Genomic DNA, 24,229 nt, shown 5'->3' with positions numbered 1-24,229 from the left:
GCTGCCCACGTCCATCTGACTTGAACGCATTGTTTTCTTTAATTGTTCGTGTTTAGGCGGTAGGTTGACCCCCATGACCGCACCCGGGACGCCGACCACCGCCGACGAACTGCGGGGAGCCGGCCTGCGGGTGACGGCCGCCCGTGTCGCGCTGCTCGAAACCGTGCGGGACGGCGGCCACCTCGACGCCGAGGCCATCGCCTCCGGCGTCCGCGAACGCGTGGGGCACATCTCCCTCCCGGCCGTGTACGAGGCGCTGCACGCGCTGGCCGCGGCAGGGCTGGTGCGCCGGATCGAGCCCCCGGGCAGCCCGACCCTCTACGAGGGCCGTGTCGGGGACAACCACCACCATCTCGTGTGCCGTTCGTGCGGTGCCGTCGCGGACGTCGACTGCGCGGTCGGTCACGCGCCCTGCCTCACCGCCTCGGACGACCTCGGCTTCGTCGTCGACGAGGCCGAGGTCGTCTACTGGGGCCTGTGCCCCGCCTGTTCCACCACCGGCAGTTCCTGAGCGCGGCGTGCCCGCGCCCAGCGGTTGCGAGCACCAGCAGTTCCCGAGCACCAGCAGTTCTGAGCACCGTGATCACTAGTTCGGAAGGTTTCCCATGGCTGAGAACCCCGATGCGATCGTCACCGACCCGAAGACGGAGGGCACCGGTGGCTGTCCGGTCGCGCACGGGCGCGCCCTGCACCCCACCCAGGGCGGCGGCAACCGCCAGTGGTGGCCGGAGCGGCTCAACCTGAAGATCCTCGCGAAGAACCCCGCCGTGGCGAACCCGATGGGCGAGGACTTCGACTACGCCGAGGCGTTCAAGAGCCTCGACCTCCCGGCCGTGAAGCGGGACATCGCCGAGGTGCTCACCACCTCCCAGGACTGGTGGCCGGCCGACTTCGGCCACTACGGGCCGTTCATCATCCGCATGGCCTGGCACAGCGCGGGCACGTACCGGATCAGTGACGGCCGCGGCGGCGCCGGCGCCGGCCAGCAGCGCTTCGCCCCGCTGAACAGCTGGCCGGACAACGCCAACCTCGACAAGGCCCGCCGGCTGCTGTGGCCGGTGAAGAAGAAGTACGGCCGGAGCCTGTCCTGGGCCGACCTGATGATCCTCGCCGGCAACGTCGCCCTGGAGACCATGGGCTTCGAGACCTTCGGCTTCGGCGGCGGCCGCGAGGACGTCTGGGAGCCCGAGGAGGACGTCTACTGGGGCCCCGAGACGACCTGGCTGGACGACCGGCGCTACACCGGCGACCGCGAGCTGGAGAACCCGCTCGGCGCCGTCCAGATGGGCCTCATCTACGTCAACCCCGAGGGACCCAACGGCAACCCGGACCCGCTCGCCGCGGCCCGCGACATCCGTGAGACCTTCCGCCGCATGGCGATGAACGACGAGGAGACCGTCGCCCTCATCGCCGGTGGCCACACCTTCGGCAAGACCCACGGCGCCGGCCCCGCCGACCACGTCGGCGCCGACCCCGAGGCCGCCTCCATGGAGGAGCAGGGCCTCGGCTGGCGGAACACCTACGGCACCGGCAAGGGCGCCGACACCATCACCTCCGGTCTCGAGGTCACCTGGACCAGCTCGCCCACCAGGTGGTCCAACAACTTCTTCTGGAACCTCTTCAGCTTCGAGTGGGAGCTGACCGAGTCCCCGGCCGGAGCCAAGCAGTGGCGGCCGAAGGGCGGCGCGGGCGAGGGCACCGTCCCCTCCGCGCACGACCCGCAGAAGAAGATCGCGCCGGGCATGCTCACCACCGACCTGGCCCTGCGCTTCGACCCGGTCTACGAGCAGATCTCGCGCCGCTTCCTGGAGAACCCGGACCAGTTCGCCGACGCCTTCGCCCGCGCCTGGTACAAGCTGACCCACCGCGACATGGGCCCGAAGTCGCTGTACCTCGGCCCGGAGGTCCCGGAGGAGACCCTGCTGTGGCAGGACCCGCTGCCGGAGCGCGAGGGCGACCTCATCGACGCCGCCGACGTCGCCGCCCTGAAGGCCAAGCTCCTCGACTCGGGCCTCAGCGTCGCCCAGCTGGTCACCACCGCCTGGGCCTCGGCCTCCACCTTCCGCGGCAGCGACAAGCGGGGCGGCGCCAACGGCGCCCGCATCCGGCTGGAGCCGCAGCGCCACTGGGAGGTCAACGACCCCGACCAGCTCGCGGTCGTGCTGCGCACCCTGGAGACCGTCCAGCAGGAGTGGAACACCGGCGCCCGCAAGGTCTCCCTCGCCGACCTGATCGTCCTCGGCGGCTGCGCCGCCGTCGAGCGGGCCGCCAAGGACGCCGGATTCGACATCGAGGTGCCCTTCACCCCGGGCCGCGTGGACGCGACCGAGGAGCACACCGACGCCGAGTCCTTCGCCGCGCTGGAGCCCACGGCCGACGGTTTCCGCAACTACCTGGGCAAGGGCAACCGCCTCCCCGCCGAGTACCTGCTGCTCGACAAGGCCAACCTGCTCACTCTGAGTGCCCCCGAGATGACCGTCCTCGTCGGTGGCCTGCGCGTGCTCGGCGCCACCCACCAGCAGTCGCAGCTCGGCGTCTTCACCTCGACCCCGGGCGCGCTGACCAACGACTTCTTCGTCAACCTGCTCGACCTGGGCACGACCTGGAAGTCGACCTCCGAGGACCAGACCGCCTTCGAGGGCCGCGACGCCGTCACCGGTGAGCTGAAGTGGGCCGGCAGCCGGGCCGACCTGGTCTTCGGCTCGAACTCCGAGCTGCGCGCGCTCGCCGAGGTCTACGCCGCCGACGACGCGAAGGAGAAGTTCGTGCGGGACTTCGTCGCCGCGTGGGTCAAGGTCATGGAGCTGGACCGCTTCGACCTGGTCTGACGCGCTCGGACCCGGACCGGTGGGCCTCCCGGCCCGCCGGCCCGGGCCGCTCCCCGGTCCACCGGCCGGATGAGCGCGGGGACGCATGGTCCGGGTCGCTTCGGGTACGCGAGGAACACTGTGCCCGTCCGATCCCGGCCCGGACGCGGTGTACGACCGCAGCTACCTGGGAGTCCGCCATGGACACACCCGCCGGCAACGGCACCAACCCCGCCCAGCAGGCGCTCGACGCGCTGGCCCTGGACACCGAGGACACGGCCGCGCTGGACACCCTCGCCCACAGCGACGTGCTCGTCCCCGTGCCCGACGACGTCCCGGAGGACGACGCGACCGATCCCACCACCGTGGCGCTGCCCGTCCTGGAGCAGCCGGACGGCGTGCCCGTGGTCCCCGTCTTCACCTCCGAGCTGGAGATGGCCGGGCTGCTGCCCTTCGTCTCCCGCTACCGCCTGGTACCGCTGGGCGTCCTGGCCGCCCAGTGGCCCTCCGACGATCTGTCGCTCACCATCGATGCCAGCTCCGCCCACGGACTGACCCTGACCTCGGACGGGGTGCGCACCCTCCTCGCCCGCCCCTGAGACGACCGGGGCGGCACGCAGGAGCCCGGGGACGTCGCAGGGGTGCCCCGTCGACCCATCCTGCTTGATCGACGAGGCACCCCCTGACGGAACACCCCCTGACGGAACACCCCTGCCGACGGGAGATGCCTAGAGCGTCACCGCGTCGGGCGCCGCGATGCCGAAGTCCGCGTCCAGCACCCGGCGCACCTCCGCGTCGCCGGCCAGTTCCCGCTTGCGTACGGTGCCGTCGGCGCCGGTCTCGACGAGGAGCCGGCCGTCCAGGAGGAGATGCCGCTCGGACGTGGTCCGCTGGGCGAACAGGCGCCGCGTGAACGGTGAATGCGGGTTGGTCGACACCTCCCAGTTGAACACCTCGAAGTCGCACAGTTCGAACGGCTCCAGGGTGAACGCGTACTGTGCCACCCAGTCGCCGCCTGCCTGGTCGTACGCCTCCAGCACCCACAGCTCCAGCGGCCCGTCGTGCGGCGCGTGCACGAACCGGTGGCGACGTCCGGCGTCGTGGAGCTCGGTACCGGTGACCAGCGGCACCGCCTCCAGCAGCGCCCCGGCGGCCCCGTAGCCCACGTCGGCGAGATACGGCCGCGGCTCGTCCACGGCGGTGACCAGCAGGATCATGTGACCGCGCGGACGGCTCCCGATCCGGTCGGCGCCCAGGATCACCCGGGCGGCGAGGCGGGTCACCTGGAAGCCGAGCGCCTCCAGGACGTACGAGAAGAGCAGGTTCTGCTCGTGGCAGTAGCCGCCCCGTCTGCTGTGCACCAGCTTGGCCATGAGGTCGTCCGGGGCCAGGGAGGGGGCCCTGAGCCGCAGGGCCTCCAGGTTCTCGAACGGAATGGCACGGGCATGGGCCAGATGCAGCCCCCGCAGCGTCGCCGTGTCGGCACGCAGCGGGCCGTCCCAGCCGATCCTGCGGAAGTAGGCGTCGAGATCCACTGACGGTGTCGTTTCGGGCATGCGCCCGAGCCTAGGCAGCGGGCCGCGTCCCGTCGGCGGCCCAGGGTCGGATCCGGCCTCGGGCCTTCGTCCTAGGCGGGCGGGCCCAGGCGGACGGATCCCGGGGCGGCCCGGTCACCGGCGCGGTACGGCTCGTCCACGTCCGGGGCGGCCCCCGTACGGGCGCCCCCTCCGGGGCCGCCCGCCGGCGGTCAGGTCGACTCCCTCTTCACCAGCTCCGTCGGGAGGATCACCGCGGCCGGGTCCTCGCCGCCGATCTGGGCCAGCAGGACCCGCACCATCTCCGCGCTGATCCGGTCCCAGGGCTGCCGTATCGTCGTCAGCTGGGGGCTCGCGGCGACCGCGGCGGGGGAGTCGTCGAAACCGCCGACCGCCACGTCCTGCGGCACCCGGCGCCCGGCGCGCCGGAGCGCGGTGAGCACACCCTGCGCCATCAGGTCGGAGGCGACGAAGACGGCGTCGATGTCGGGGGCCCGGGCGAGCAGCCGCTCGGCGCCCGCCTCACCGCTGGCCCGGCTGTAGTCGCCGGAGACGACCAGATCGTCGTCGGCCGGGAGGCCCGCCTCGGCCAGCACCTCCCGGTACCCGGCCAGCCGCTCCACACCGCCAGGCGTGTCCGGCGGGCCGGTGACCACGCCGATCCGGCGCCGCCCGAGCGAGAGCAGATGCCGGACCATGTCCCGGGCGCCGTCCCGGTCGTCGGCTGCCACGTAGCTCACCTTGGAGCCCAGTCCGATCGGCTTGCCGCAGGCGACCAGCGGCACGCCCGCCTCGCGCAGCTCCTGGGCGACCGGGTCGCCGGAGTGGCTGGACACCAGCAGCACCCCGTCGACGTGCCCGGCGGTGATGTACCGCGTGATGCGCCGCCGCTCGTCCTCGGTGCCCGCGAGCATCAGCAGCAGGGGAATGTCGTGCGCGGCCAGCGCCTGGGTGCAGCCGCGCAGCAGGACGTTGAAGTTCGGGTCCTCGAAGAACCGCTCCTGAGGCTCCGTCAGCAGGAAACCGACGGAGTCCGAACGGCCGGTGATCAGGGAGCGCGCGTGCCGGTTGACCACGTACCCCGTCTTGCGGATCGCGGCGTTCACCGCCTCCTGCGCGGCCGGGCTGACGTAGTGACCGCCATTGAGCACGCGTGAGACGGTGCCGCGCGAGACACCGGCCTCGCGCGCCACATCGTGAATCGTCGGCGGTCTGCGCCGGCCCCCCGTATGGCTCATGGTCATGACTTTACGGCCCCGGACAGCAGGTCCAGGCTCCAGAACCGCTGGATGACCAGGAACAGCGCCACCAGGGGGATCACCGCGAGGAACGCACCGGTGATCACCAGGGTGTACAGCGCGGGCGTGTTCGCGCCCTGCTCCAGGAGCGTGTGCAGACCGAGTGTGATCGGGAACTTCTCGTCGTCGCTGAGCATGATGTACGGCAGCAGGAAGTTGTTCCAGATCGCCACGAACTGGAAGAGGAACACCGTCACCAGGCCGGGCACCATCATCGGCAGCGCGATCCGGGTGAAGATCCGCCACTCGCTCGCGCCGTCCATCCGCCCGGCCTCCACCACGTCGGCCGGCACGGCGGCCGCCGCGTAGATCCGGGACAGGTAGACGCCGTACGGGGAGAGGATCTGCGGCAGCAGCACGGCCCAGTAGGAGTCCGTGAGGTCGGCCTCGGCCAGCAGCAGGTACTGCGGGATCGCCAGGATCACCGGCGGCATCAGCACACCTGCGAGCAGCACGTTGAACATCGTCTCGCGCCCGCGGAAGCGGTACGTCGCCAGCGCGTAGCCGGCGAGGGACGACACCGTGGTGGACAGCAGGGCGCCGAGGACGGCGTAGAGGGCGGAGTTGCCCATCCACTGCCAGTACACTCCGTCGCGGTAGGCGTTCAGGTCGGAGAGGTTCTCGGCGAAGCCGGTGCCCGGCAGGAAGGTGAACGTGGAGAACAGCTCGCTGCCGGACTTGGTGGAGGCGATCACCACCCACGCCACCGGCAGCAGGCAGTACAGCGCGCCGAGCAGCAGCGTGACGGTGGGGATCAGGGCGATCCGGCGGCGCGGCGACGGCCCCTGGGCGGTGCCGGGGGTGGTGCCCGCGGCGGGTTCGGGCGTGCGGACGGCCGGCGTGCTCATCGTGCCGCCTCCTGCTTCTGACGACGGTTCGCGGCCCGCAGGAAGCCGAAGGACAGCAGCAGCGTGACCAGGGCGATGATCGTCGCCTGGGCGGCCGCCGCGTGGATGTCACCCTTGCCGAAGGCGTCCTGGTACACCTTCATCAGCGGACTCCAGGTGGTGGACACGGAGTTGGTGAGCGGCTTGAGGGTGGTCGGCTCGCTGAACACCTGGAGCGTCGCGATGATCGAGAAGAAGAAGGTCAGCACCAGGGAGGGCGCGACCATGGGGATCTTGATCCGCAGCGCGATCTGCAGCGGGGTGGCGCCGTCCAGTCTGGCCGCCTCGTGGACCTCGGCCGGGATGGACCGCAGCGAGGTGTAGATGACGATCATGTTGAAGCCGGTGCCGCCCCAGACCGCGATGTTCGACAGGGCGAGGTAGAGGGGACCGCCGTCCAGCAGGTCCGGCTGCGGCAGGCCGAGCCGGTCGAGCGCGAAGTGGAACGGGCTGACGTCCGGCAGGTACAGGAAGCCCCACAGCAGGGCCGCCACCACGCCGGGGATGGCGTACGGCAGGAAGATCGCGAGCCGGGTGAAGGGGGCGAGCCGTACCTTCTCGGAGTCGAGCATCAGCGCGAACAGCAGCGCGAGGCCGAGCATGACGGGCACGACGATGCAGCCGTAGCCGAGGACGCGCAGCGCGCCGTCGAGCAGTTCGCCGTCGGTGAGGGCGGCGGTGTAGTTCTCCAGGCCGGCCCAGACCTCGCGGCGGGCGCCGGAGCCGAGTCCCAGTCCCGAGACCTTCACCTTCCGGAAGCTGAGCCAGACCGCGTAGCCGATGGGCAGCGCGAAGAACAGGGCGAAGAGGATCGCCGCGGGGAGGAGGAAGGCGTACGGGGCTCCCTTCACCCCGTACGCCCTCCGGCGTGCGGTCGTCACTCGGAAACCTCGAAGCCCTGCTTCTTCAGGTCGGCGACGGTCGCCTCCTGCATGCGGTCGAGCGCGGCCGTGAAGTCCGACCTGTCCTTCGCGGCGGCGCCGAAGGCGTCCTTGAAGGCGGTGTAGGCGACGTTCACGTTCGGGCCCCAGGCGGACGGCGCGGTGGTCTGCGCGATCTCGGCGGCCTTGGTGTAGAAGTCGGCCTGGTTGGCGAAGAACTCCGGCGACTTGGTGAACGCGCCGCTGAGCTGGGCGGCGGTGGAGGCCGGGTAGATGCCGCTCTCCTTGGCCAGCGCGTTCAGCGCCTCGCCGTCGGTGTTCAGCCAGGCGGCGAACTTGGCGGCGGCCTCCCGGTGCTCGGAGTCGGTGGTCACGGCCGTGGAGGAGCCGCCCCAGCTGCCGGTGACGTTCTCGTCGGCGGACCACTGGGGGAGCGGGGCCATGGCCCACTTGCCCTTGGTGTCGGGCGCGGCGGTGGTCAGGGTGCCCGGCGCCCACACGGCGCTGACCCAGGCGATCTGCTTGCCGGTGTTGAGCGCCTTGTTCCAGGCCGGGGTGTACATCGGCTGGTTGTCGATGGCGCCCTCCTCGACGAGGCCGCCCCAGAACTCGGCGACCTTCCGGGTCGCCGGGTCGTCGATGCCGACCTTCCACTGCTCGCCCCGCGTGGTCCACCACTTGGCGCCGGCCTGCTGGGCGAGGCCCGCGAAGAGCCCGGAGTCGTTGGCGGAGAAGGTGGTCAGGTCCTTGTCCGGGGCCTTCTTCTTCAGCGCCCGCGCGGTCTCGGCGAACTGCTCCCAGGTCGTGGGGACCTTCAGGCCGTACTGCGCGAACAGGTCCTCGCGGTAGTAGAACATCATCGGGCCGATGTCCTGCGGCACCGCGTAGACCGCGTCCGTGCCCAGGGTGGTCTGCTGCCAGACACCCTCGGCGAACTTGTCCTTCACCCCGCCGACCTCGCCCGATATGTCGGCGAGCGCGTCGTTGCTGACCAGGGTGGGCAGTGCCTGGTACTCGGCCTGCACCAGGTCGGGGGCCTTGCCGGCCTTGTGCGCGGTGAGGATCTTCGTGACCAGCGTGTCGCCGGACGCCTGCTTCTTCACCGTGACCGTGATCCGGTCCTTCTTGCCCGGGCCCTTGTTCCACAGGTCGACGACCTTGTCCATGCCGGGCGCCCAGGTCCAGTACGTGAGCGAGACCGGCCCCGACCCGGCCTCGCCGTCCGTCTCGTCGGCGCCGCACGCGGCGAGGGCGGTGCCGCCGAGCGTGAGGGCGACAGCGGTGGCGGCGCCTCTGAGAAGCCGCCGGCGCGTGGTGTTCGGCATGGATATCTCCCCTGACCTGGGGTCCTCGCCCGTCGCGAGGACCTGCCATGCTTCTGTGAGCGTTCACAGTAGAGAAACATCCCGGACACTTGTCAATGGTTGTTGCTGTGCGGTTATGTTGGGCTCGCACCGCCACCGCTGTGTGTGCACGTTCCCAAATGATCGACTTATCGGGAGACATCCATGCCGGAGACCACCCCCAAGGGCCTCACGAGGCTCGCCTTCGGTGGGGACTACAACCCCGAGCAGTGGCCGGAAAGCGTCTGGCAGGAGGACGTCCGGCTGATGCGGGAGGCCGGCGTCTCCATGGTGAGTGTCGGGATCTTCTCCTGGGCGCTGCTGGAGCCCGCGCCCGGCGCGTACGACTTCGGCTGGCTCGACCGGCTGCTGGACCTGCTGCACGCGAACGGCGTCCGCGTGGACCTCGGCACCCCCACCGTGGTGCCCCCGGTCTGGTTCTACCGCGAGCACCCCGAGGCGCTGCCGGTGACCGCCGACGGCACCCGCTACGAGTTCGGCTCACGCGGCGCCATCTGCCACAGCAACGCCGACTACCGGGCCGCCGCCGCGCGCATCACCACCGAGCTGGCCCGGCGCTACGGCGACCACCCCGCCCTCGCGATGTGGCACGTCCACAACGAGTACGGCGTCCCGGTCTCCGCCTGTTACTGCGACTCCTGCGCCGCCCACTTCCGCCGCTGGCTGGCGGACGCCTACGGCACGGTCGACGCGGTCAACGAGGCCTGGGGCACCGCCTTCTGGGGCCAGCGCTACACCGGCCTGGAGCAGATCAACCCGCCGCGCGTCACCCCCACCGCCGGCAATCCCGCGCAGGCCCTGGACTACAAGCGGTTCGCCGACGCCACGATCCGCGAGAACTTCGTGGCCGAGCGGGACATCCTGCACCGCCTGTCGCCCGGCGTCCCGGTGACCACCAACTTCATGACCGCGCTCAGCCAGTGCGACTCCCTCGACTACTGGGCCTGGGGCCGCGAGGTCGACCTCGTCACCAACGACCACTACCTCATCACCGACGGCCGCCGCACCCACGTCAACCTGGCCATGGCCGCCGACCTCACCCGCTCGGTGGCGGGCGGCGCCCCCTGGCTGCTCCTGGAGCACTCCACCTCGGGCGTGAACTGGCAGGCCCGCAACCCCGCCAAGGCGCCCGGCCAGATGGCCCGCAACTCGCTCGCCCACGTGGCGCGCGGTTCCGAGGGCGCCATGTTCTTCCAGTGGCGGCAGTCCCGGCGCGGCGCCGAGAAGTTCCACTCGGCCATGGTCCCGCACGGCGGAACCGACACCCGGGTCTGGCGGGAGGTCGTCGAACTGGGCGCGTCGCTCGGCGCGTTGCACGAGATCCGTGGCACCCGCACCCGCCCTGACGTGGCGGTGCTCTGGGACTGGCACTCCTGGTGGGCGCAGAACCTCGAATGGCGGCCCAGCGAGGACCACGACGCCCGTGAGCGGGCCGACAGCTTCTACGAGGCGCTCTACGACCGCCACCTCACGGTCGACTTCGCCCACCCGGAAGCCGACCTGTCCGCCTACCCGCTGGTCGTGGTGCCCGCGCTGTACCTGATGACCGAGGCGGCCGGGCGCAATCTCCGGACGTACGTCGAGAACGGCGGCACCCTGCTGGTGTCCTACTTCTCCGGCATCGTCGACGAGCACGACGCCGTCCACGAGGGCGCCCACCCGGGCGCGCTGCGCGACGTCCTCGGCCTGACCGTCGAGGAGTTCTCCCCGCTGCTGGAGGGCGAGTCGGTCCGCGTCACCGGCCCCGGCGGCGTCCCCGACCTGGCCGCCGACGTGTGGACGGAGTTCGTGGTGCCGCGCGGTGCCGAGACCGTGTGGAGCTACGCCGACGGCCTCACCGCCGGCCGCCCCGCGGTCACCCGGCACCGCCTGGGCGAGGGCACCGCCTGGTACGTCTCCACCCGGCTCGCCGCCGACGGCCTCGACGCGGTGCTCGCCCGGGCCGCCGAGGACGCGGGCCTCCCCCCGCGCACCGGGCTGCCCCGCGACGTCGAAGTGGTGCTGCGCACCGGCGAGTCGGGCACCTACCTGTTCGCCCTCAACCACACCGGCACCGACGCCGAGGTGCCGCTGGAGACGCCCGGCACCGAGCTGCTCACCGGCGAACGCGCCGCGGGCGGTGTCGAGGTACCCGCGGGAGCCGTGCGGGTCGTCCGGCTCGACGGCTGAATCCGGCCCCCGGGGCCGAACCGACTCCCCTCCGCCCGCGCGAGCCGCACGAGCCGCGGGCGCAGGGGCCGCCCCGCACGGACTCCCGCGGAGTCCACGTGCGGAGCATCCCCATCCCCGTTACGTCGAAGGGACGACGGACGACGATGTTCCATCCCAGACGCACGACACCGCACCCGCGACGCGGCCTGCGAGCCCTCCTGCTGCCGCTGGCCGCGGGACTTGCCCTCACCGCCCTCCCGGCGCACCCCGCCGAGGCGGCGAGCACCCTCACCAACGGCGGGTTCGAGTCCGGCGGAGCCGGCACCGGCACGCCCGCCGGCTGGTCCGAGTACGGCGCGGCCGACGCCTCCTTCACCGAGGCCGGAGGCCACGGCGGGAGCTACCGGCTGAGCCACTGGGCGTCCACCGCCTACAAGGTGGAGACGTACCAGTACCTCTCCGGCCTCGCCAACGGCACGTACCGGCTGACCGCCTGGGTCCGCTCCGGCGGCGGCCAGAACGCGGCGTACCTGGCCCTGAAGAACTGCGGCGGCGCCGAACAGCGCACCGACCTCCCGGTCTCCGCGAGCGGGTGGATCCGGATCGTCGTGCCGGTCCGCGTGACCGCCGGCCAGTGCACGATCAGCATCAACAGCGACGCCAACGCGGGCAACTGGATCAACGTCGACGACCTGACCTTCGCCCCGGGCACGTCGGGCACCACCATCCACGGCGCCGACGTCTCCTCCCTCCCCAAGAGCGAGGCCAGGGGCGGCGTCTACCGCACCACCGCGGGCGCCGCGGCCGACCCGCTCGCCGTCATGAGGAACGCGGGCATGAACTACGCCCGCCTGAAGGTCTGGGTGAACCCGGCCGACGGCTACAACGACAAGTCGCGCGTGCTCGCCATGGCCAAGCGGATCAAGGCGCAGGGCATGAAGCTCCTCGTCGACTTCCACTACTCGGACACCTGGGCCGACCCCGGCGCCCAGGCCAAGCCGGCCGCGTGGGCGGGCCACTCCTACAGCCGGCTGAAGACGGACGTGTACCAGCACACCCACGACGTGCTGAGCGTGCTGAAGGCCCAGGGCACCACCGCCGACATGGTCCAGGTCGGCAACGAGATCAACGGCGGCATGCTGTGGAACGAGGGCTCCACCGGCAACTGGCCGCAGCTCGCGGGACTGCTCAACTCCGGCTACGACGCGGTCAAGGCGGTCAGCCCCGCCACCACCGTGGCGCTGCACCTCGCCAAGGGCGGCGATCTGGAAGGCACCCGCTGGTGGTTCGACTCGGCCGTCGCCAACGGCGTCAAGTTCGACGCCATCGGCCTGTCGTACTACGGCTACTGGCACGGCTCGCTGTACGACTTCCAGACCACCCTGGACGACGCCGCCGCCCGCTACGGCAAGCCGGTCTTCGTCGCCGAGACGGCCTACCCCTTCCGGCTCGACAGCGAGGACGCGCACGAGAACATCATCGACCTCCCCGGCGAACTGGTCGCGGGCTACCCCGCCACCCCCGCCGGGCAGACCCGCTGGATGAACGACATCGCGAGCATCGTGGAGGCCGTACCGAACGGCCGCGGCCTCGGCGTCTTCTACTGGGAGGCCACCTGGACGGCCGTGACCGGCAACGGCTGGGACCCCACCGACCCGTCCTCCGGCAACGGCTGGGAGAACCAGGCCCTGTTCGGCTACGACGACCGGGCGCTCCCGGCGATGGCGTGGTTCGGCCACCGCTGATCCGTACGGCCGGCGCCGGCTGACCCGGTCCGGCCACTGCCGCCCGGCGCACCCGGGGCCCGGCCGCGAGAGGGCACGCCTCCGCGGCCGGGCCCCCGCCGTTCCCCGCACCGCGGGGGAAGGGGGGCCGACACCGGACAGGGGCGGCACGTCCGGGAACCGACGTCTCAGCCTCCGCCGCGCAGGGAAAGACGGCCCAGTGAGGCGCCCGACGGAGGGGGACAGATGCTGAGGACTCCCGCCCACGACACCCGGCTGCGCATCCTGGAGTGGCTCAGGGACCCGGCCGCCCACTTCCCGCCGTCCCACGGCACCGATCTCCTCGCGGACGGCGTCCCCGCCGATGCCGTGGCCGCCGTGCTGGGCGTGCCCGGCCCGGTCGCCCGCACCCATCTCACCCTCCTCACCGCCCTCGGCCTGCTCCGCGTCCGCCGGATCGACGGCCGGGACCACTACCGGCGCGATGAGGTGCGGATCGCCGAGGTGGCACGGATCTTCGAGAAGGGCTGGTAGCGGTCTCGGCGCCACCGCGCCACCGCGCCACCGCGCCGCTCGCCGGACGGACGGACGTCCCGGCCCGGCGGACGGCTTTCCCGGCCCGGCGGACGGCTGTCCCGGCCGGGCCGCCTGTTCCACCCCGCGCCCCGACGCATGCCCGCAGCCGCCCTCCGGGGGTCACCCGCGGGATCGGGGCGCCGGGCACCCGCGAGCACACCGCCGGCGCCGAAGTGACCGCCGCGACGGCCCGGCGTTAGGCTGTTGACCGGCCGTGATCACCGCGCGGCGCGGCGGCGGGGCCCGCCGCGCGCGAACGCGGCGGCCGGGCCGGCGGTCCCTTGCCTGCCGGGGCGTCGCCCGCGTACCAGGGCCCGGGCGAGTAGGAGAGGCACCACCATGACATCCCCCGGCACCGACCGCGCCGCGCCCCGTGCCCCGGTACGGCGGCGCTCCGCCCGGCGCTCCCAGGCGCCGGTGGTCGCCGTGGTCGCGCTCGGCGGCGGCATCGGCGCGAGCGCCCGCTACGCGGCCTCCCTCCGGTGGCCGGCCGCACCGGACGGCTTCCCGTGGGCGACCTTCTGGGTCAACGTCGCCGGCTGCGCCGTGATCGGCGTCTTCCTGGTGGCCGTCACCGAGGGCCGGCGCCCCGCCCACCCGTTGCTGCGCCCGTTCTTCGGCACCGGGGTGCTCGGCGGCTTCACCACCTTCTCCACCTACGCCGTCGACATCCAGCGGCTCGTCGAGGCCGGCCGTCCCGGCACGGCCGCCGCCTACCTCGCCGCGACCCTGGGCGCCGCCCTCACCGCCGTCTGGCTCGCCGCCACCGCGGCCCGGCGGCTGCTGCCCGGGAGGCGGCGATGACCCGGCCGGCCGGCCGTGCCCTGCGGCTGACCGTCCTCGTCGGCGAGCACGACACCTGGCACCACCGGCCCCTGTACGCGGAGATCGTGCACCGGGCCCACGCGGCCGGCCTCGCCGGCGCCAGCGTCTTCCACGGCGTCGAGGGCTTCGGCGCCTCCCGCGTCGTGCACACCTCCCGGCTGCTGTCCCTCAGCGACGACCTGCCGGTGGCCGTCGTCGTCGTGGACGCCGAGGACCGCGTACGCGCCTTCCTGCCGGAACTGGACGGGCTGGTCACCGGCGGGCTGGTGACCCTCGACCCCTGCGAGATCGTGCGGCCCGCCGCCCGGGAGGACGCGGAGTGAACTGGCTGCTGGTCGTCGTCGGCGGCATGATCGGCGCCCCGCTGCGCTACCTCACCGACCGCGCGGTGCAGTCCCGCCACGACTCCGTCTTCCCCTGGGGCACCTTCGCCGTCAACGTCACCGGCTGCCTCGTCCTCGGCCTGCTGACCGGCGCGACCGCCGCCGGGGCGGCCGGCTCCTCCCTCCGGCTCTTCCTCGGCACCGGCCTGTGCGGCGCCCTGACCACCTACTCGACCTTCTCCTACGAGACCCTGCGGCTCGTCGAGTCCGGGGCCCGGCTGCCCGCCGCGGCCAACGCGGCGGGCAGCGTGGCGGCCGGACTCGGGGCCGCGTTCGGGGGATACGCGCTGGCCCGGGCGCTGTGCGCGTGAACGCACGCTCACCACGGCGGGGACGGCCGGCGCACGACACCACACCGAACGCGAATGGCCTCTTTACACTGGGGGAACAAGTTCGGGCACATGCGTGACGTGCGGGGGAGACGATCACTGTGGGGCCGAAGCGAGGCCGGAACCGGGTGCCGTCCCAGGACGGCTCCTTATGGGGTGCCGGGGTGCTGGTCGCCCCGGCCGGCGCGGGACCGCACGTGATCACCCGCGCCCATGTCGTCGAGGCGGCGTCACTCCCGCCCGGTGACGCGCCGTCGGCGGCCGCCGGCCGGCTGGGCGTCGGCCTGCCGGGGAGCGGCCGGCGGAGCGGCGCCGTCCCGCTGCCGGACGGCCGGCCGCGCATCACCGCGCCGGACGGCCCCGGGCCCGGCGCCCGGCTCCCGGACAGCCGCGGCCGCGCGGTCCTCGCGCCGCACGGCGAGACCTGCCGGCTCCCCGCCGGCACCGGGCCCCTGCCCCTCGCCCGCCGGCTCCCCGGGGACGGCCGGCGTGCCGCCCTCGCCGGCCACCCCCGCGGCAGTCCGGCCGGGCTCCTCGCCGACGCCCGGGAGACCGGCCGGGGGGAGCGCGGATGACCGGGCCGGGGGAGCGCGCCGACGACGCGCCACGGGAACTGCCCCGCTACCTGGTGGACGCGGTGGACGACGTCTGCGCGCTGCTGGACCCGCTCGCCTTCGGGCACATGGTCCACCGGTTCGGCCCGCGCTCCCGCGCCGCCGTCGACAGCACCGTGCCGATGTCACGCCGTGCGCTCCTCGTGCAGCTGATGGAGGAGATGTGCCACCGGCCGGACGGACTCGCCCCGCTGGTACGCCACTTGGAGGTCCGCGAGGGCAACACGACGGCGATCCAGCGACTGAAGGTGGCCGTCGCCGCCTGGGAGGTCGAACTGTTCGACGCCGAGGAGTGGAACGAGGTGTTCACCCTCCTCGACGGCGTCCGCGTGCCCGACCTGCGCCGCTGGTACGCCCGGTTCCTCGGCGTCCGCGGGCGCCCCGGCCCGCCGGCCCACTGCACCGAACCCTGGTCGGTCTTCCTGCACGCCGCGACGCTGAACGCCCGCCCCGGAGAGAGCCTGCCCTGCTTCCAGCTGCTGCGGCAGCTCGTCCCGGCCGGCGGCGGCCGCGACTTCGCCCTCGCCGACTGGGCGGACGCGCACGACACCCTCCCCACGCCCCGGGACCCCGGGCAGGAGCAGCCCGGGCAGGCCCCGGCCCGCCACCCGGGCGACGTCTGGAACCCCACCAGCTGCCTGGTGCTGCGCCTGCGGCCGCTGCTCGACTCCGACACCCGGACCGAGGTCCTGCTGTCCCACTGGTGGCGCACGCACCCGGGGCAGCAGCAGCGGGGCGCGGACCGGCGCGTGCCCCTGGAGCACGCGGAACGGGCCGTGCGTCGACTCATCCATCGAGCGGAGAGCGATTGGGCATATCTGAAGACGGACATCGCGATCGAGTTCGTCCTTCCGCGTGCCCTGCTGGACCTGCGCGTGGAACGATGGCGCAAGGCCGCTTTTCAAGGAGTGGGTGGGGTGTTGGGGGAGGATCATCACGTCGTCCTGCGCAGCCTGGACCGGCACGACCGGCGCGACCTGCACGGCCGCTGGGGGAGCCGATGGCGCGCGTTCACCGAGGGAAAGGCCGGGCGGGTCCACTGGTTCCCCGAGGACGGCCGGGCACACCTGCTGTCCGAGCCGCCGCCGGCGGTCGTCGTGCTCAGCGAGGCGCCGGGCAGCGCCGGGCGGGACGGCGCCGCGCAGCGGCGCACCGACGAACTGGGAGAAGCGCTGCGGGCGGGCGTGCCGATCGTCCTGTGGGACCGCAGAGGCCGTGCGGACCCCGCCTTCCGGGCCGAACTGCGCACCCTGCTGGAGCGCCACGACCCGCGCGGACTGCCCGGCGTGGTCAGGGCGTTGCGCATCGCGGCCGCCGACCGCGATGCTGGGACGATCGCCGTCGTCGGCCCGCACGTGGCGCTGTTGTGGGACGACCCGGACCGCATGCCCGTCGCTTCCCCAGGCAGGGGCCAGGAGGCCGCCCGCACGGAGGAGGAGGGCCAGTGACGCCACCTGACGACACGTCCGTACCCCACCCCGACGCCGCCCCGCCCGCCCGCGACGGCGAACGGCCGCGCTGGTGGATCTACCGGGGCACCGGTGAGCCGCTGCCCGACACCACCCTGGGGCAACTCCTCCCGCCGCCCCCGCCGTGGCGGGCGTTCCACGGCGGGCCCGTGACCGCGCCGCCACCCGCCGACGAGGCGGAGACCGCCCGCCGGCTGGGCGGCCACCGGCCCGCCGGCTACGCCCCCGCCTACGCGCGCCGGGAGGCGGACCTGGTCAACGCGGCCCTGCTGCTGCGCCGCCCGCTCCTCGTCAGCGGCCGTCCCGGCACCGGCAAGTCCAGCCTCGCCTACCGGATCAGCCGGGAGTTACGGCTCGGCCGGGTGCTGCGCTGGCACATCACGAGCCGGACCACGCTCCAGCGCGGACTGTACGAGTACGACGCGATCGGCCGTGTGCAGGACACCGCCGCACTGCGCGCCGCGGCCGGTGACACCCCGGCGGAGCACGGCCCCACGGCACCGCCCGACATCGGGGACTACATCCAGCTCGGCCCGCTCGGCACGGCCCTGCTGCCGTACGAGGAACCGCGCGTCCTGCTGATCGACGAACTGGACAAGAGCGACCTCGACCTCGCCAACGACCTGCTCAGCGTGTTCGAGGACGGCACGTTCACCATCCCGGAGCTGCGGCGCGCCCGGCGGCGCAACCCGGTCGTCACGGTGCAGACGGACGACCCGGAGGGCGAGGCCGAGATCACCGCGGGCGTGGTCAAGTGCCGTGCCTTCCCGCTGATCGTGATGACGTCCAACAGCGAACGCGAGTTCCCGCCCGCGTTCCTGCGGCGCTGTCTGCTGCTGCAGATGCCGGAACCCGGCGACGACGACCTGGCCGGGATGGTGGCCGCGCACTTCGGGGCGGAGGCCGCGCAGGAGTGGGGCGGCACGCTCATCGCCAACTTCCTCAAGCGCAGCCGGGAACGCGGCGGACTCAGCATCGACCAGCTCCTCAACGCCTTTCACCTGGCCGCCACGCGCACCGGCGGCGACGACGAAGGGCTGCAGCACCTCACCGAGGCCATCTGGCACCGGCTGGACGGGACGGCTCCCGCGGTGAGGCCGGAATGAGCGACCCCGCGGAACCGTCGCCTGCCGGGGTCTCCTGGGACGAGCTGAGGGACGCCGTCTACCTGGCGGCCTGCCAGGACGCCGCGGCCCCCTACCGGGACTGGGCCCCCCGGCGCCCGGGCGCGGGTCCGGCCCGGGCCCGCCCCGGCGGCGGCCGGACCGAGGCACCCCCGAGGCCGCCGCGGGACCGGCGCCGAGAGGACACCGCGCCCGGCGGCGACGCCACCGGCGGCCCGGCCCGGGACGCGCCCGGCGACTCGCGGGAGGAGCCACCCGCCCCGCCGCCGGTGACCGCGGACGATTCCGCGCACGGCGACGAGCCGGACCGCGGGCCGGCCTCCGAGGTGGCCGAGGGCCCCGGAGCGGTGGACCGCACGACGTCCGGCGCCGGCACGCCGGTGTTCAGGACGTCCCCCGGGGCCGACGCGGCGGCCGGGGCCTCCTCACCACCGGCCCGCGGGGGACTGGCCCTCGCCCGCGCGTTACGGCCGCTGCGCCTGCGCCGGCCGGAACCGGGCGCGCAGGAGCTCGACGAGGAGGCCACGGCCGACCGGATCGCCGCCGACGACCTGTGGCTCCCGGTCTGCCGCCAGCCGGACGAGCGGCGGCTCAGCCTCACCCTGCTGGTCGACACCCACCCCTCGATGGAGCTGTGGGCCGACACGGTCCGCGCCCTGCGGGGCCTGCTGGAGCAGACGGCGGCGTTCCAGCGCATCACGGTCGCCCCCCTCGACGTCGCCACCGCCGGTTCCCTGGTGCGCCGGCAGCGGCGCCGGGCCCCCACGGCGGGCGCCGGACGGGACGACCTGCTGCTGGTGGTCACCGACGGGTTCGCGCAGTCCTGGCGCAACGGCAACGCGGCCGCGTTCCTGAGCGCGAGCGCCGGGACCCGCCCCACCGCCGTGCTCAGCCTCATGCCGCAGGAGGTCTGGGAGTTCACCCTGCCCAGCGCGGTCCGGGCGCGACTGGACGCCCCGCACCCCGCCGTGCCGAACCGGCGGCTGAGCGTGCTGAGCACCGACAGCCCCGGCATCACCCTGGACCCCCTGCCGCCGAGACATCCGGACGAGGCCGTGCCGGTGCCGGTGCTGGAACTGACGCCGGGCTCCCTCGGACGCTGGGCGCGTCTGGTGGCGGCGCAGGGCAGGCAGCACGAGACGGCCGTCCTGCTCACCGGGCCGCGCGGCGACCTCGGTGCGTCCCGGCAGCACCCGCCCCTGCCGGAGAGCCCGCCCGCGCGGGGCCGGGACGCGGTCCGGCAGTTCCTGGCCCGGGCGTCACCGAACGCCGTGGCGCTGGCCCGCCGCCTCGCGGCCGCGCCGCTCAACCTGCCGGTGATGCGGCTGATCCAGAAGTCGCTGCCCGGCGCCGAGGCGTGGAACCTCGCCGAGATCGCCCTGTTCGGGCTGTTGCGCCGCACCGACCGGCGGATCGACGCGGAGGACGACCGGCTGGTCTCCTACGACTTCGAGGAGGGGGTCAGGGAGGAGCTGCTGGGTCTCGGCACCCGGGCCGAGACCCTGACCGTGCTGCGCCAGGTCGCCGCGCATCTGGGCCCCCGGCTGGCCGCCGGGACGGCGGGCGGGGAGCGCCTGGTCGAGTGGCGTCTGAACGCCCCGGATCCCCCGGTCACCGCCGCCACCCTGCCCTTCGTGCGCCCCCTCCAGTCGGCCCTGGCCGCGCTGTCCGGCCCCTACTCGGCACGGGCCGGACGGCTGCGCAGGCTCCTGCACGAAGCGGACTCCTCACCCCCGCCCGACGAAGTGACAGAGGGTGAGGTGTCCCCTACGGTTGGTGACCGTCCGCACTCGCAGCCTCCTGCCCCGCCCGGACAGGAGACAGACCCGTCGCTGGAAGCCCCAGGAGGTTCCGTGTCCACCGCGTCGCAGCCCGTCCCGACCGTCGCTCGTACGGATGTGCCGCCGCGCCTGTGGGGCAACGTGCCGCAGCGGAACCGGAACTTCACCGGTCGCGAGGAACTCCTCGAACAGCTCAACCGGAGACTGACCGAGGGGACGACCGCGGTCCTCCCCGAAGCCCTGCACGGCATGGGCGGGGTCGGGAAGTCCCAGATCGCTATCGAACACGTGTACAGGCACAGTCGCGACTACCGGCTGATCTGGTGGATTCCAGCCGAACAGACCAACCTGATCGTGCAGTCCCTGATCGAACTCGGGGAACAGATGAACCTGCGGGCGGGCGCCGACCGAAGCGCCGTGCCCGCCGTCCTGGAGGCCTTGAGGGTCGGCGAACCCTACTCGAATTGGCTCCTGGTCTTCGACAACGCGGAGAACCCTCAGGAGGTGAGGCAGTTCTTCCCCAACGACGGGCCGGGGCGAGTGCTGGTCACCTCCCGTAACGCTCAGTGGTCGAGCCTGGCCAATTCCCTAGAGGTCGATGTGTTTGCACGTGAGGAAAGCGTCGCGCTCATCAAACGACGCAGTCCGGACATTGCCGAGGACGCGGCCGACCGGCTCGCGGACTCCCTCGGAGATCTGCCGCTGGCCGTCGAGCAGGCCGCGGTGTGGCTCGCGGAGACCGGCATGCCGGTCCACCAGTACCTCGATCTCTTCGAGACGAAGTACGCCGAACTGCTGCGGGTGGACCCGCCCGCCGACTACGACCTGCCGGTGGCCGCCGCCTGGAACCTCTCGCTGGACCGGCTGCGCGAGGACCACCCCGCGGCCCTCCAGCTCCTCCAGGTCTGCGCGTTCTTCGCCCCCGAGCCGATCGACTGGGACTTCTTCTCCGCCGTCCGCGGCGTCACCGCCCCGGCCGCCCTGCGCGAGGCGCTGGACGATCCCATCAAACTGGCGCGCGCGGTCCGCGAGATCGGCCGCTATGCCCTGGCCCGCATCGACCACCGCAAGTCGACCATCCAGGTGCACCGCCTGGTGCAGCGCGTGCTCATCGAGCAGATGAACAGCCGCGAACGCGCCGAGATGCGGCACTGCGCGCACGAGATCCTGGCCCACGCGGACCCCCGCAACCCGCAGCGCTCCACCATGTGGCCGCGCTACTCGGCCCTGCTGCCGCACGTACGCGCCTCCGGCATGGTCGAGTGCCAGGAGGGCTGGGTCCGCGAACTCGTCCTCAACGAGGCGCGGTTCCTGCTCGCCCGCAGCGACTACGAACCCGCGCTCGAGGCCGCCGAGGACGCCGCGGCGCGCTGGCGCGCCCTCCTCGGCGACGACCACGAGCACGTGCTCTCCATCGACCAGGTGCGCGCCGAGACCCTGCGCTGGCTCGGGCGCTACACCGAGGCGTACGAGGTCCAGTCCGAGCTCGTCGACCGCTACCGGCGGGTCCTCGGCGAACGGCACGAGGCCACCCAGCGCGCCCTCAGCGTCCTGGCGATCGTGCTCCGCGCCCGCGGCGACTTCTACCGCGCCCGGGAACTGGACCAGCAGGCGTACGAGACGACGCTGCGGGAGCAGGGGCCCGACGACCCCAGCACCCTCCAGGCGGCGCACAACTACGCGGTCAGCCTGAGGCTGGCGGGGGACGTCACCCAGGCCCGGCAACTGGACGAGGACACCTACCAGCGCCGGGTCGAGGTCATCGGCGACGACCACCTGCTCACCCTGAGCACCCTGCACCAGCTCTACATCGATCTCCAGGAGCTGGGCCGCTTCCGGGAGGCGCTGGAAGGCCAGGAGGCGCTGCGGGAGCGCGCGGTGCAGATGCTGGGCGAGGAGCACTCGCTGACCGTCTGGATCACCCGGGAACTCTCCGTCACCCGGCGCAAGACCGGTGACCACACCGGCGCGTTCGAGCTGTCCGGCAGGGTGCTGGACCTGCTGCGGCGCAAGCAGGGCGAGAAGTCGCTCGACACCGTCCGGGCGGCGCTGAACCACGCGACCGACCTGCGGCAGACCGGCGACCTGGCCGGGGCCGCCGCGCTCGGCCGGCAGACCATGACGTACGTCCGGGAGATCCTCGGCCCCGAGCACCCGCACACCTACGCGACCGTCACCAACCTCGCCGTGACGTCGAGGCTGCTCGGGCACATCGAGGAGTCGCGCGCGCTCGACGAGGAGTCGGTGACCGGACTCAGCCGGGTGCTGAGCGAACGCCATCCGCGCACCCTGCTCGCCCGGACCAACCTGGCCAGCGACCACTTCGCCCTGGGCGAGGTGAGCCAGGCCCATGACATCGACGCCGAGGTGCTGCGGCAGAGCGTCGAGGCCCGCGGCGAGGAACACCCCTCGACGCTCGCGGTCCGGCTGAACCTGTCGTACGACCTCAAGGGGCTGGGGCGGACGCTGGAGGCGAAGGAGCACTACGAGCGGGCGCTCGCCTCATTCCGCCGGGTGCTCGGGCCCGACCACCAGGCCACCAAGGACGCCGCCAACGGCATCCGGGCCAACTGCGACATCGACGCGCTGAGCATCTGAGCCCGGGGGCCGCGCGCCCGCGCCCAGCCAGCCGGCGAGCCGTTCGGCGCCGGGCGGCGGCGCCCCCAGCCGCAGCAGCGCCTCGTGCAGCGCGAGCACCAGTTCCGGACGCTCCACCAGCAGCCGCGCGGGGCCGGACCGCTGGGCCAGGCCGATCCCGGTCCACGCGTCGGGGGACGGCGGCTGCCGGCGGAACCGGTGCAGCGCCGCGGCCGTGTCGCCCGCGACCAGCAGGGCGTCCGCGAGGGTCGCGCCCTTGACGCCCAGCGGGTGGCCGCGTCCCCGGGCCAGCGCCCGGCGGACGGCCGCGAAGGCCTGCCGGTCGGTGCACCACAGGCGGGCCAGCCAGGTCCGGGCCGCCGGGTGGTCGGGGGGCCGCGGGGCGCCGCTCGCGTGCGGCCGCAGGCGGGCCGGCGGCAACTGGGCGGGAGCCGGCCGGCCCGCCAGCAGCCGCCGGGCCAGGGCCAGCGCGTCGTCGTCGTCGACGACCAGATGGGCGACCCGCCACGCGGCCCGCTCGTCGTCGTGGGCGAGTGCGGCCAGATGCCGGGGCGTCACGCCGCCGTGCTGCGGCCCGCCCCCGCCGGCGGCCGGGGCGGGGGAGCGGCGTCGCGCGCACCGGGGGCCGCCGTGGACGGACGCGGCGAGGCCCTCCACGATCAGACCGCCGGCCGGGGTCAGACCGCCGGCGTTGCGCAGCGCGGCGAGGGCGGGGCGGACCTGGTGGCGGTGGAGCGCGTACTCGAACTCCGCCCGGTCGCCCTCGACGGCACGCCGGGCCCGCCAGAACGCCATCACCCCGGCGAAGGCGTGCGTGCCGAAGAGCAGACCGCGCAGCGGCCGGGGGTCCGCCCGCCACGGGGCGAAGTAGGTCGGCTCCGGTCCCTCCTGCACCGGTACCAGCAGCGGCACCAGGGCGGCCAGGGAACCGAGCAGGCTGTGCCGGGCCTCGTGGATCAGCACGGCCGCCATCGCCGCGGCGTCCAGCGGCAGGGACATGGTGACGGCGCCGGGCGCGTCGGGATCGGTGGCGCTGACCACCCGCAGCGGGCTGGGCCCCTCGACCGGCACGATCGTGCGGACGGTGCCCGAGACGAGCCGGTGCGCGTCCGGCTGCTCCCGCCTCAGCAGGGCGTCGCTCTCGGCCAGCAGCTCGTGCCAGCGCTCCAGGTCCCGGGGGGCGAGCGGGGCCGGTTCGCGCAGGGAGCGGAAGTCGCGGAACGGGCTGAGGTGGTCGAGGGCGACCGCGCCCGTGCCGTACGGCCCGCCGGCGCCCCCGGGACGCGGCAGCGGGTGCCAGCCGTCCGCGACCCGCGCCGGATCGTCCGGCAGCCGCACCGAGCCGTTCTCACCGAAGACCACCGTGCCGTTCGGACCGTGGTCCAGCGTCGCCACCGCCCACGTGCCGCGGCCCACCGGGTCGGTCACCCCCAGCGAGGGCAGCCACACCCGCCCGTGGTGGGCCGGGACCCGGACCGTGGTGCGCACCCCCGCCCGTACGGCCGCGGCACCCGCCAGCGCGGCGAACACGGAGGCCGCCGCCCAGGCCGGGATCTGCGCGCCGACCGCGGCGGCCCCATGGCGCAGCTTGCGCAGCACGGGAAACGCCCACAGGCCGACGGCCGGGTCGGCCAGCACCGCCTCGACGGCCGCCGGGTCGGCGCGCTGGACGGTGGCCAGCAGCTCCCACGCGGCGGCGGGCCGCAGGGGCCGGGCGGCGGCCGGTCCGGGGACCTCCTCCGCGCGGCCGACGTGAGCGAGGATCGCCGCGAGGGCGAGCAGCAGACGGCTGCGCTCCGACGAGCGCAGCAGCGCCAGGTCGGCGTCGTCCAGCTGCCCCGTGGCCACCGCCGTGATGGTGCTCAGCGGCAGCCGGAAGCGCT

19 protein-coding genes are annotated in these 24,229 nt (G+C 73.6%); 13 read left to right on the top strand and 6 right to left on the bottom strand.

Translation table 11 applies throughout. The features are described from left to right. Positions 1-73: 73 nt before the first annotated feature. The 3 genes from SGLAU_RS03345 to SGLAU_RS03335 all read left to right on the top strand — a co-directional run bounded on the left by SGLAU_RS03345 (position 74) and on the right by SGLAU_RS03335 (position 3,406). A complete protein-coding gene (locus SGLAU_RS03345) occupies positions 74-511 on the top strand; it encodes a Fur family transcriptional regulator (RefSeq protein ID WP_043498224.1) in 438 nt (145 codons plus the stop codon). A 94-nt stretch (positions 512-605) separates the two neighbouring features. Beyond that, complete coding sequence (katG, locus tag SGLAU_RS03340) at positions 606-2,828, top strand: catalase/peroxidase HPI (protein ID WP_043498223.1); 2,223 nt, start codon at positions 606-608, stop codon at positions 2,826-2,828. Between the two features lie 179 nt (positions 2,829-3,007). Next, on the top strand, positions 3,008-3,406 hold the full coding sequence (locus SGLAU_RS03335) for an SseB family protein (RefSeq protein ID WP_043498222.1): 399 nt from the start codon (positions 3,008-3,010) through the stop codon (positions 3,404-3,406). 129 nt (positions 3,407-3,535) lie between these two features. Here SGLAU_RS03335 and SGLAU_RS03330 read toward each other — a convergent pair whose 3' ends face one another. The 5 genes from SGLAU_RS03330 to SGLAU_RS03310 all read right to left on the bottom strand — a co-directional run bounded on the left by SGLAU_RS03330 (position 3,536) and on the right by SGLAU_RS03310 (position 8,733). Continuing rightward, positions 3,536-4,363 carry an arylamine N-acetyltransferase family protein gene (locus SGLAU_RS03330; RefSeq protein WP_043498220.1) on the bottom strand — a complete coding sequence of 276 codons (828 nt, stop codon included), beginning with the start codon at positions 4,361-4,363 and terminating at the stop codon, positions 3,536-3,538. A 191-nt stretch (positions 4,364-4,554) separates the two neighbouring features. Further along, a complete protein-coding gene (locus SGLAU_RS03325) occupies positions 4,555-5,586 on the bottom strand; it encodes a LacI family DNA-binding transcriptional regulator (RefSeq protein ID WP_043498218.1) in 1,032 nt (343 codons plus the stop codon). Then, positions 5,583-6,488, bottom strand: coding sequence for a carbohydrate ABC transporter permease (locus tag SGLAU_RS03320; RefSeq protein WP_043498216.1), 906 nt, complete (start codon positions 6,486-6,488; stop codon positions 5,583-5,585). Before SGLAU_RS03320 ends, SGLAU_RS03325 begins: the two co-directional genes overlap by 4 nt. Then, the gene (locus SGLAU_RS03315; RefSeq protein ID WP_043498214.1) at positions 6,485-7,408 is read right to left on the bottom strand and encodes a carbohydrate ABC transporter permease; all 924 of its coding nucleotides are present in this window, start codon (positions 7,406-7,408) and stop codon (positions 6,485-6,487) included. The genes SGLAU_RS03320 and SGLAU_RS03315 overlap by 4 nt, the downstream gene beginning before the upstream one ends. Beyond that, positions 7,405-8,733 carry an ABC transporter substrate-binding protein gene (locus tag SGLAU_RS03310; protein ID WP_043498212.1) on the bottom strand — a complete coding sequence of 443 codons (1,329 nt, stop codon included), beginning with the start codon at positions 8,731-8,733 and terminating at the stop codon, positions 7,405-7,407. The genes SGLAU_RS03315 and SGLAU_RS03310 overlap by 4 nt, the downstream gene beginning before the upstream one ends. 183 nt (positions 8,734-8,916) lie before the next feature. Between SGLAU_RS03310 and SGLAU_RS03305 the strand changes: the two genes are divergently transcribed. From SGLAU_RS03305 to fxsT, 10 genes are all read left to right on the top strand, one after another. Continuing rightward, positions 8,917-10,941, top strand: a complete 2,025-nt coding sequence (locus SGLAU_RS03305; RefSeq protein WP_043498210.1) for a beta-galactosidase — start codon at positions 8,917-8,919, stop codon at positions 10,939-10,941. A gap of 146 nt (positions 10,942-11,087) precedes the next feature. Continuing rightward, on the top strand, positions 11,088-12,668 hold the full coding sequence (locus SGLAU_RS03300) for an arabinogalactan endo-beta-1,4-galactanase (protein ID WP_043498208.1): 1,581 nt from the start codon (positions 11,088-11,090) through the stop codon (positions 12,666-12,668). 225 nt (positions 12,669-12,893) lie between these two features. Continuing rightward, a complete protein-coding gene (locus tag SGLAU_RS03295; protein WP_043498206.1) occupies positions 12,894-13,181 on the top strand; it encodes a helix-turn-helix domain-containing protein in 288 nt (95 codons plus the stop codon). 381 nt (positions 13,182-13,562) lie between these two features. Continuing rightward, positions 13,563-14,027 (top strand): fluoride efflux transporter CrcB, encoded by a 465-nt coding sequence (gene crcB, locus SGLAU_RS03290; RefSeq protein ID WP_043498204.1) that lies wholly within the window; start codon positions 13,563-13,565, stop codon positions 14,025-14,027. Beyond that, positions 14,024-14,371, top strand: a complete 348-nt coding sequence (locus SGLAU_RS03285; protein ID WP_043498202.1) for a DUF190 domain-containing protein — start codon at positions 14,024-14,026, stop codon at positions 14,369-14,371. Before crcB (SGLAU_RS03290) ends, SGLAU_RS03285 begins: the two co-directional genes overlap by 4 nt. After that, positions 14,368-14,742 (top strand): fluoride efflux transporter CrcB, encoded by a 375-nt coding sequence (gene crcB / locus SGLAU_RS03280; protein ID WP_043498200.1) that lies wholly within the window; start codon positions 14,368-14,370, stop codon positions 14,740-14,742. The genes SGLAU_RS03285 and crcB (SGLAU_RS03280) overlap by 4 nt, the downstream gene beginning before the upstream one ends. Before the next feature lie 182 nt (positions 14,743-14,924). Beyond that, positions 14,925-15,335: a hypothetical protein gene (locus tag SGLAU_RS03275; protein WP_052413590.1), complete on the top strand. Its 411-nt coding sequence runs from the start codon at positions 14,925-14,927 to the stop codon at positions 15,333-15,335. Continuing rightward, on the top strand, positions 15,332-16,822 hold the full coding sequence (locus tag SGLAU_RS03270) for an effector-associated domain 2-containing protein (RefSeq protein ID WP_043498198.1): 1,491 nt from the start codon (positions 15,332-15,334) through the stop codon (positions 16,820-16,822). The genes SGLAU_RS03275 and SGLAU_RS03270 overlap by 4 nt, the downstream gene beginning before the upstream one ends. Then, complete coding sequence (locus SGLAU_RS03265) at positions 16,819-17,949, top strand: AAA family ATPase (protein WP_052413589.1); 1,131 nt, start codon at positions 16,819-16,821, stop codon at positions 17,947-17,949. Before SGLAU_RS03270 ends, SGLAU_RS03265 begins: the two co-directional genes overlap by 4 nt. Beyond that, positions 17,946-22,346 (top strand): FxSxx-COOH system tetratricopeptide repeat protein, encoded by a 4,401-nt coding sequence (gene fxsT, locus SGLAU_RS03260; RefSeq protein WP_043498196.1) that lies wholly within the window; start codon positions 17,946-17,948, stop codon positions 22,344-22,346. Before SGLAU_RS03265 ends, fxsT begins: the two co-directional genes overlap by 4 nt. Here fxsT and SGLAU_RS03255 read toward each other — a convergent pair. After that, a complete protein-coding gene (locus tag SGLAU_RS03255) occupies positions 22,251-24,194 on the bottom strand; it encodes an aKG-HExxH-type peptide beta-hydroxylase (protein WP_159072757.1) in 1,944 nt (647 codons plus the stop codon). The two genes, fxsT and SGLAU_RS03255, sit on opposite strands and share 96 nt — an antisense overlap. Between the last annotated feature and the right edge of the window lie 35 nt (positions 24,195-24,229).

Origin of the sequence: Streptomyces glaucescens, assembly GCF_000761215.1 — a bacterium.
GTDB classification, from domain to species: Bacteria; Actinomycetota; Actinomycetes; order Streptomycetales; family Streptomycetaceae; genus Streptomyces; species Streptomyces glaucescens_B.
Note: the sequence above shows the minus strand (reverse complement) of the source record. Positions and strands in the feature narration are given on the sequence as shown.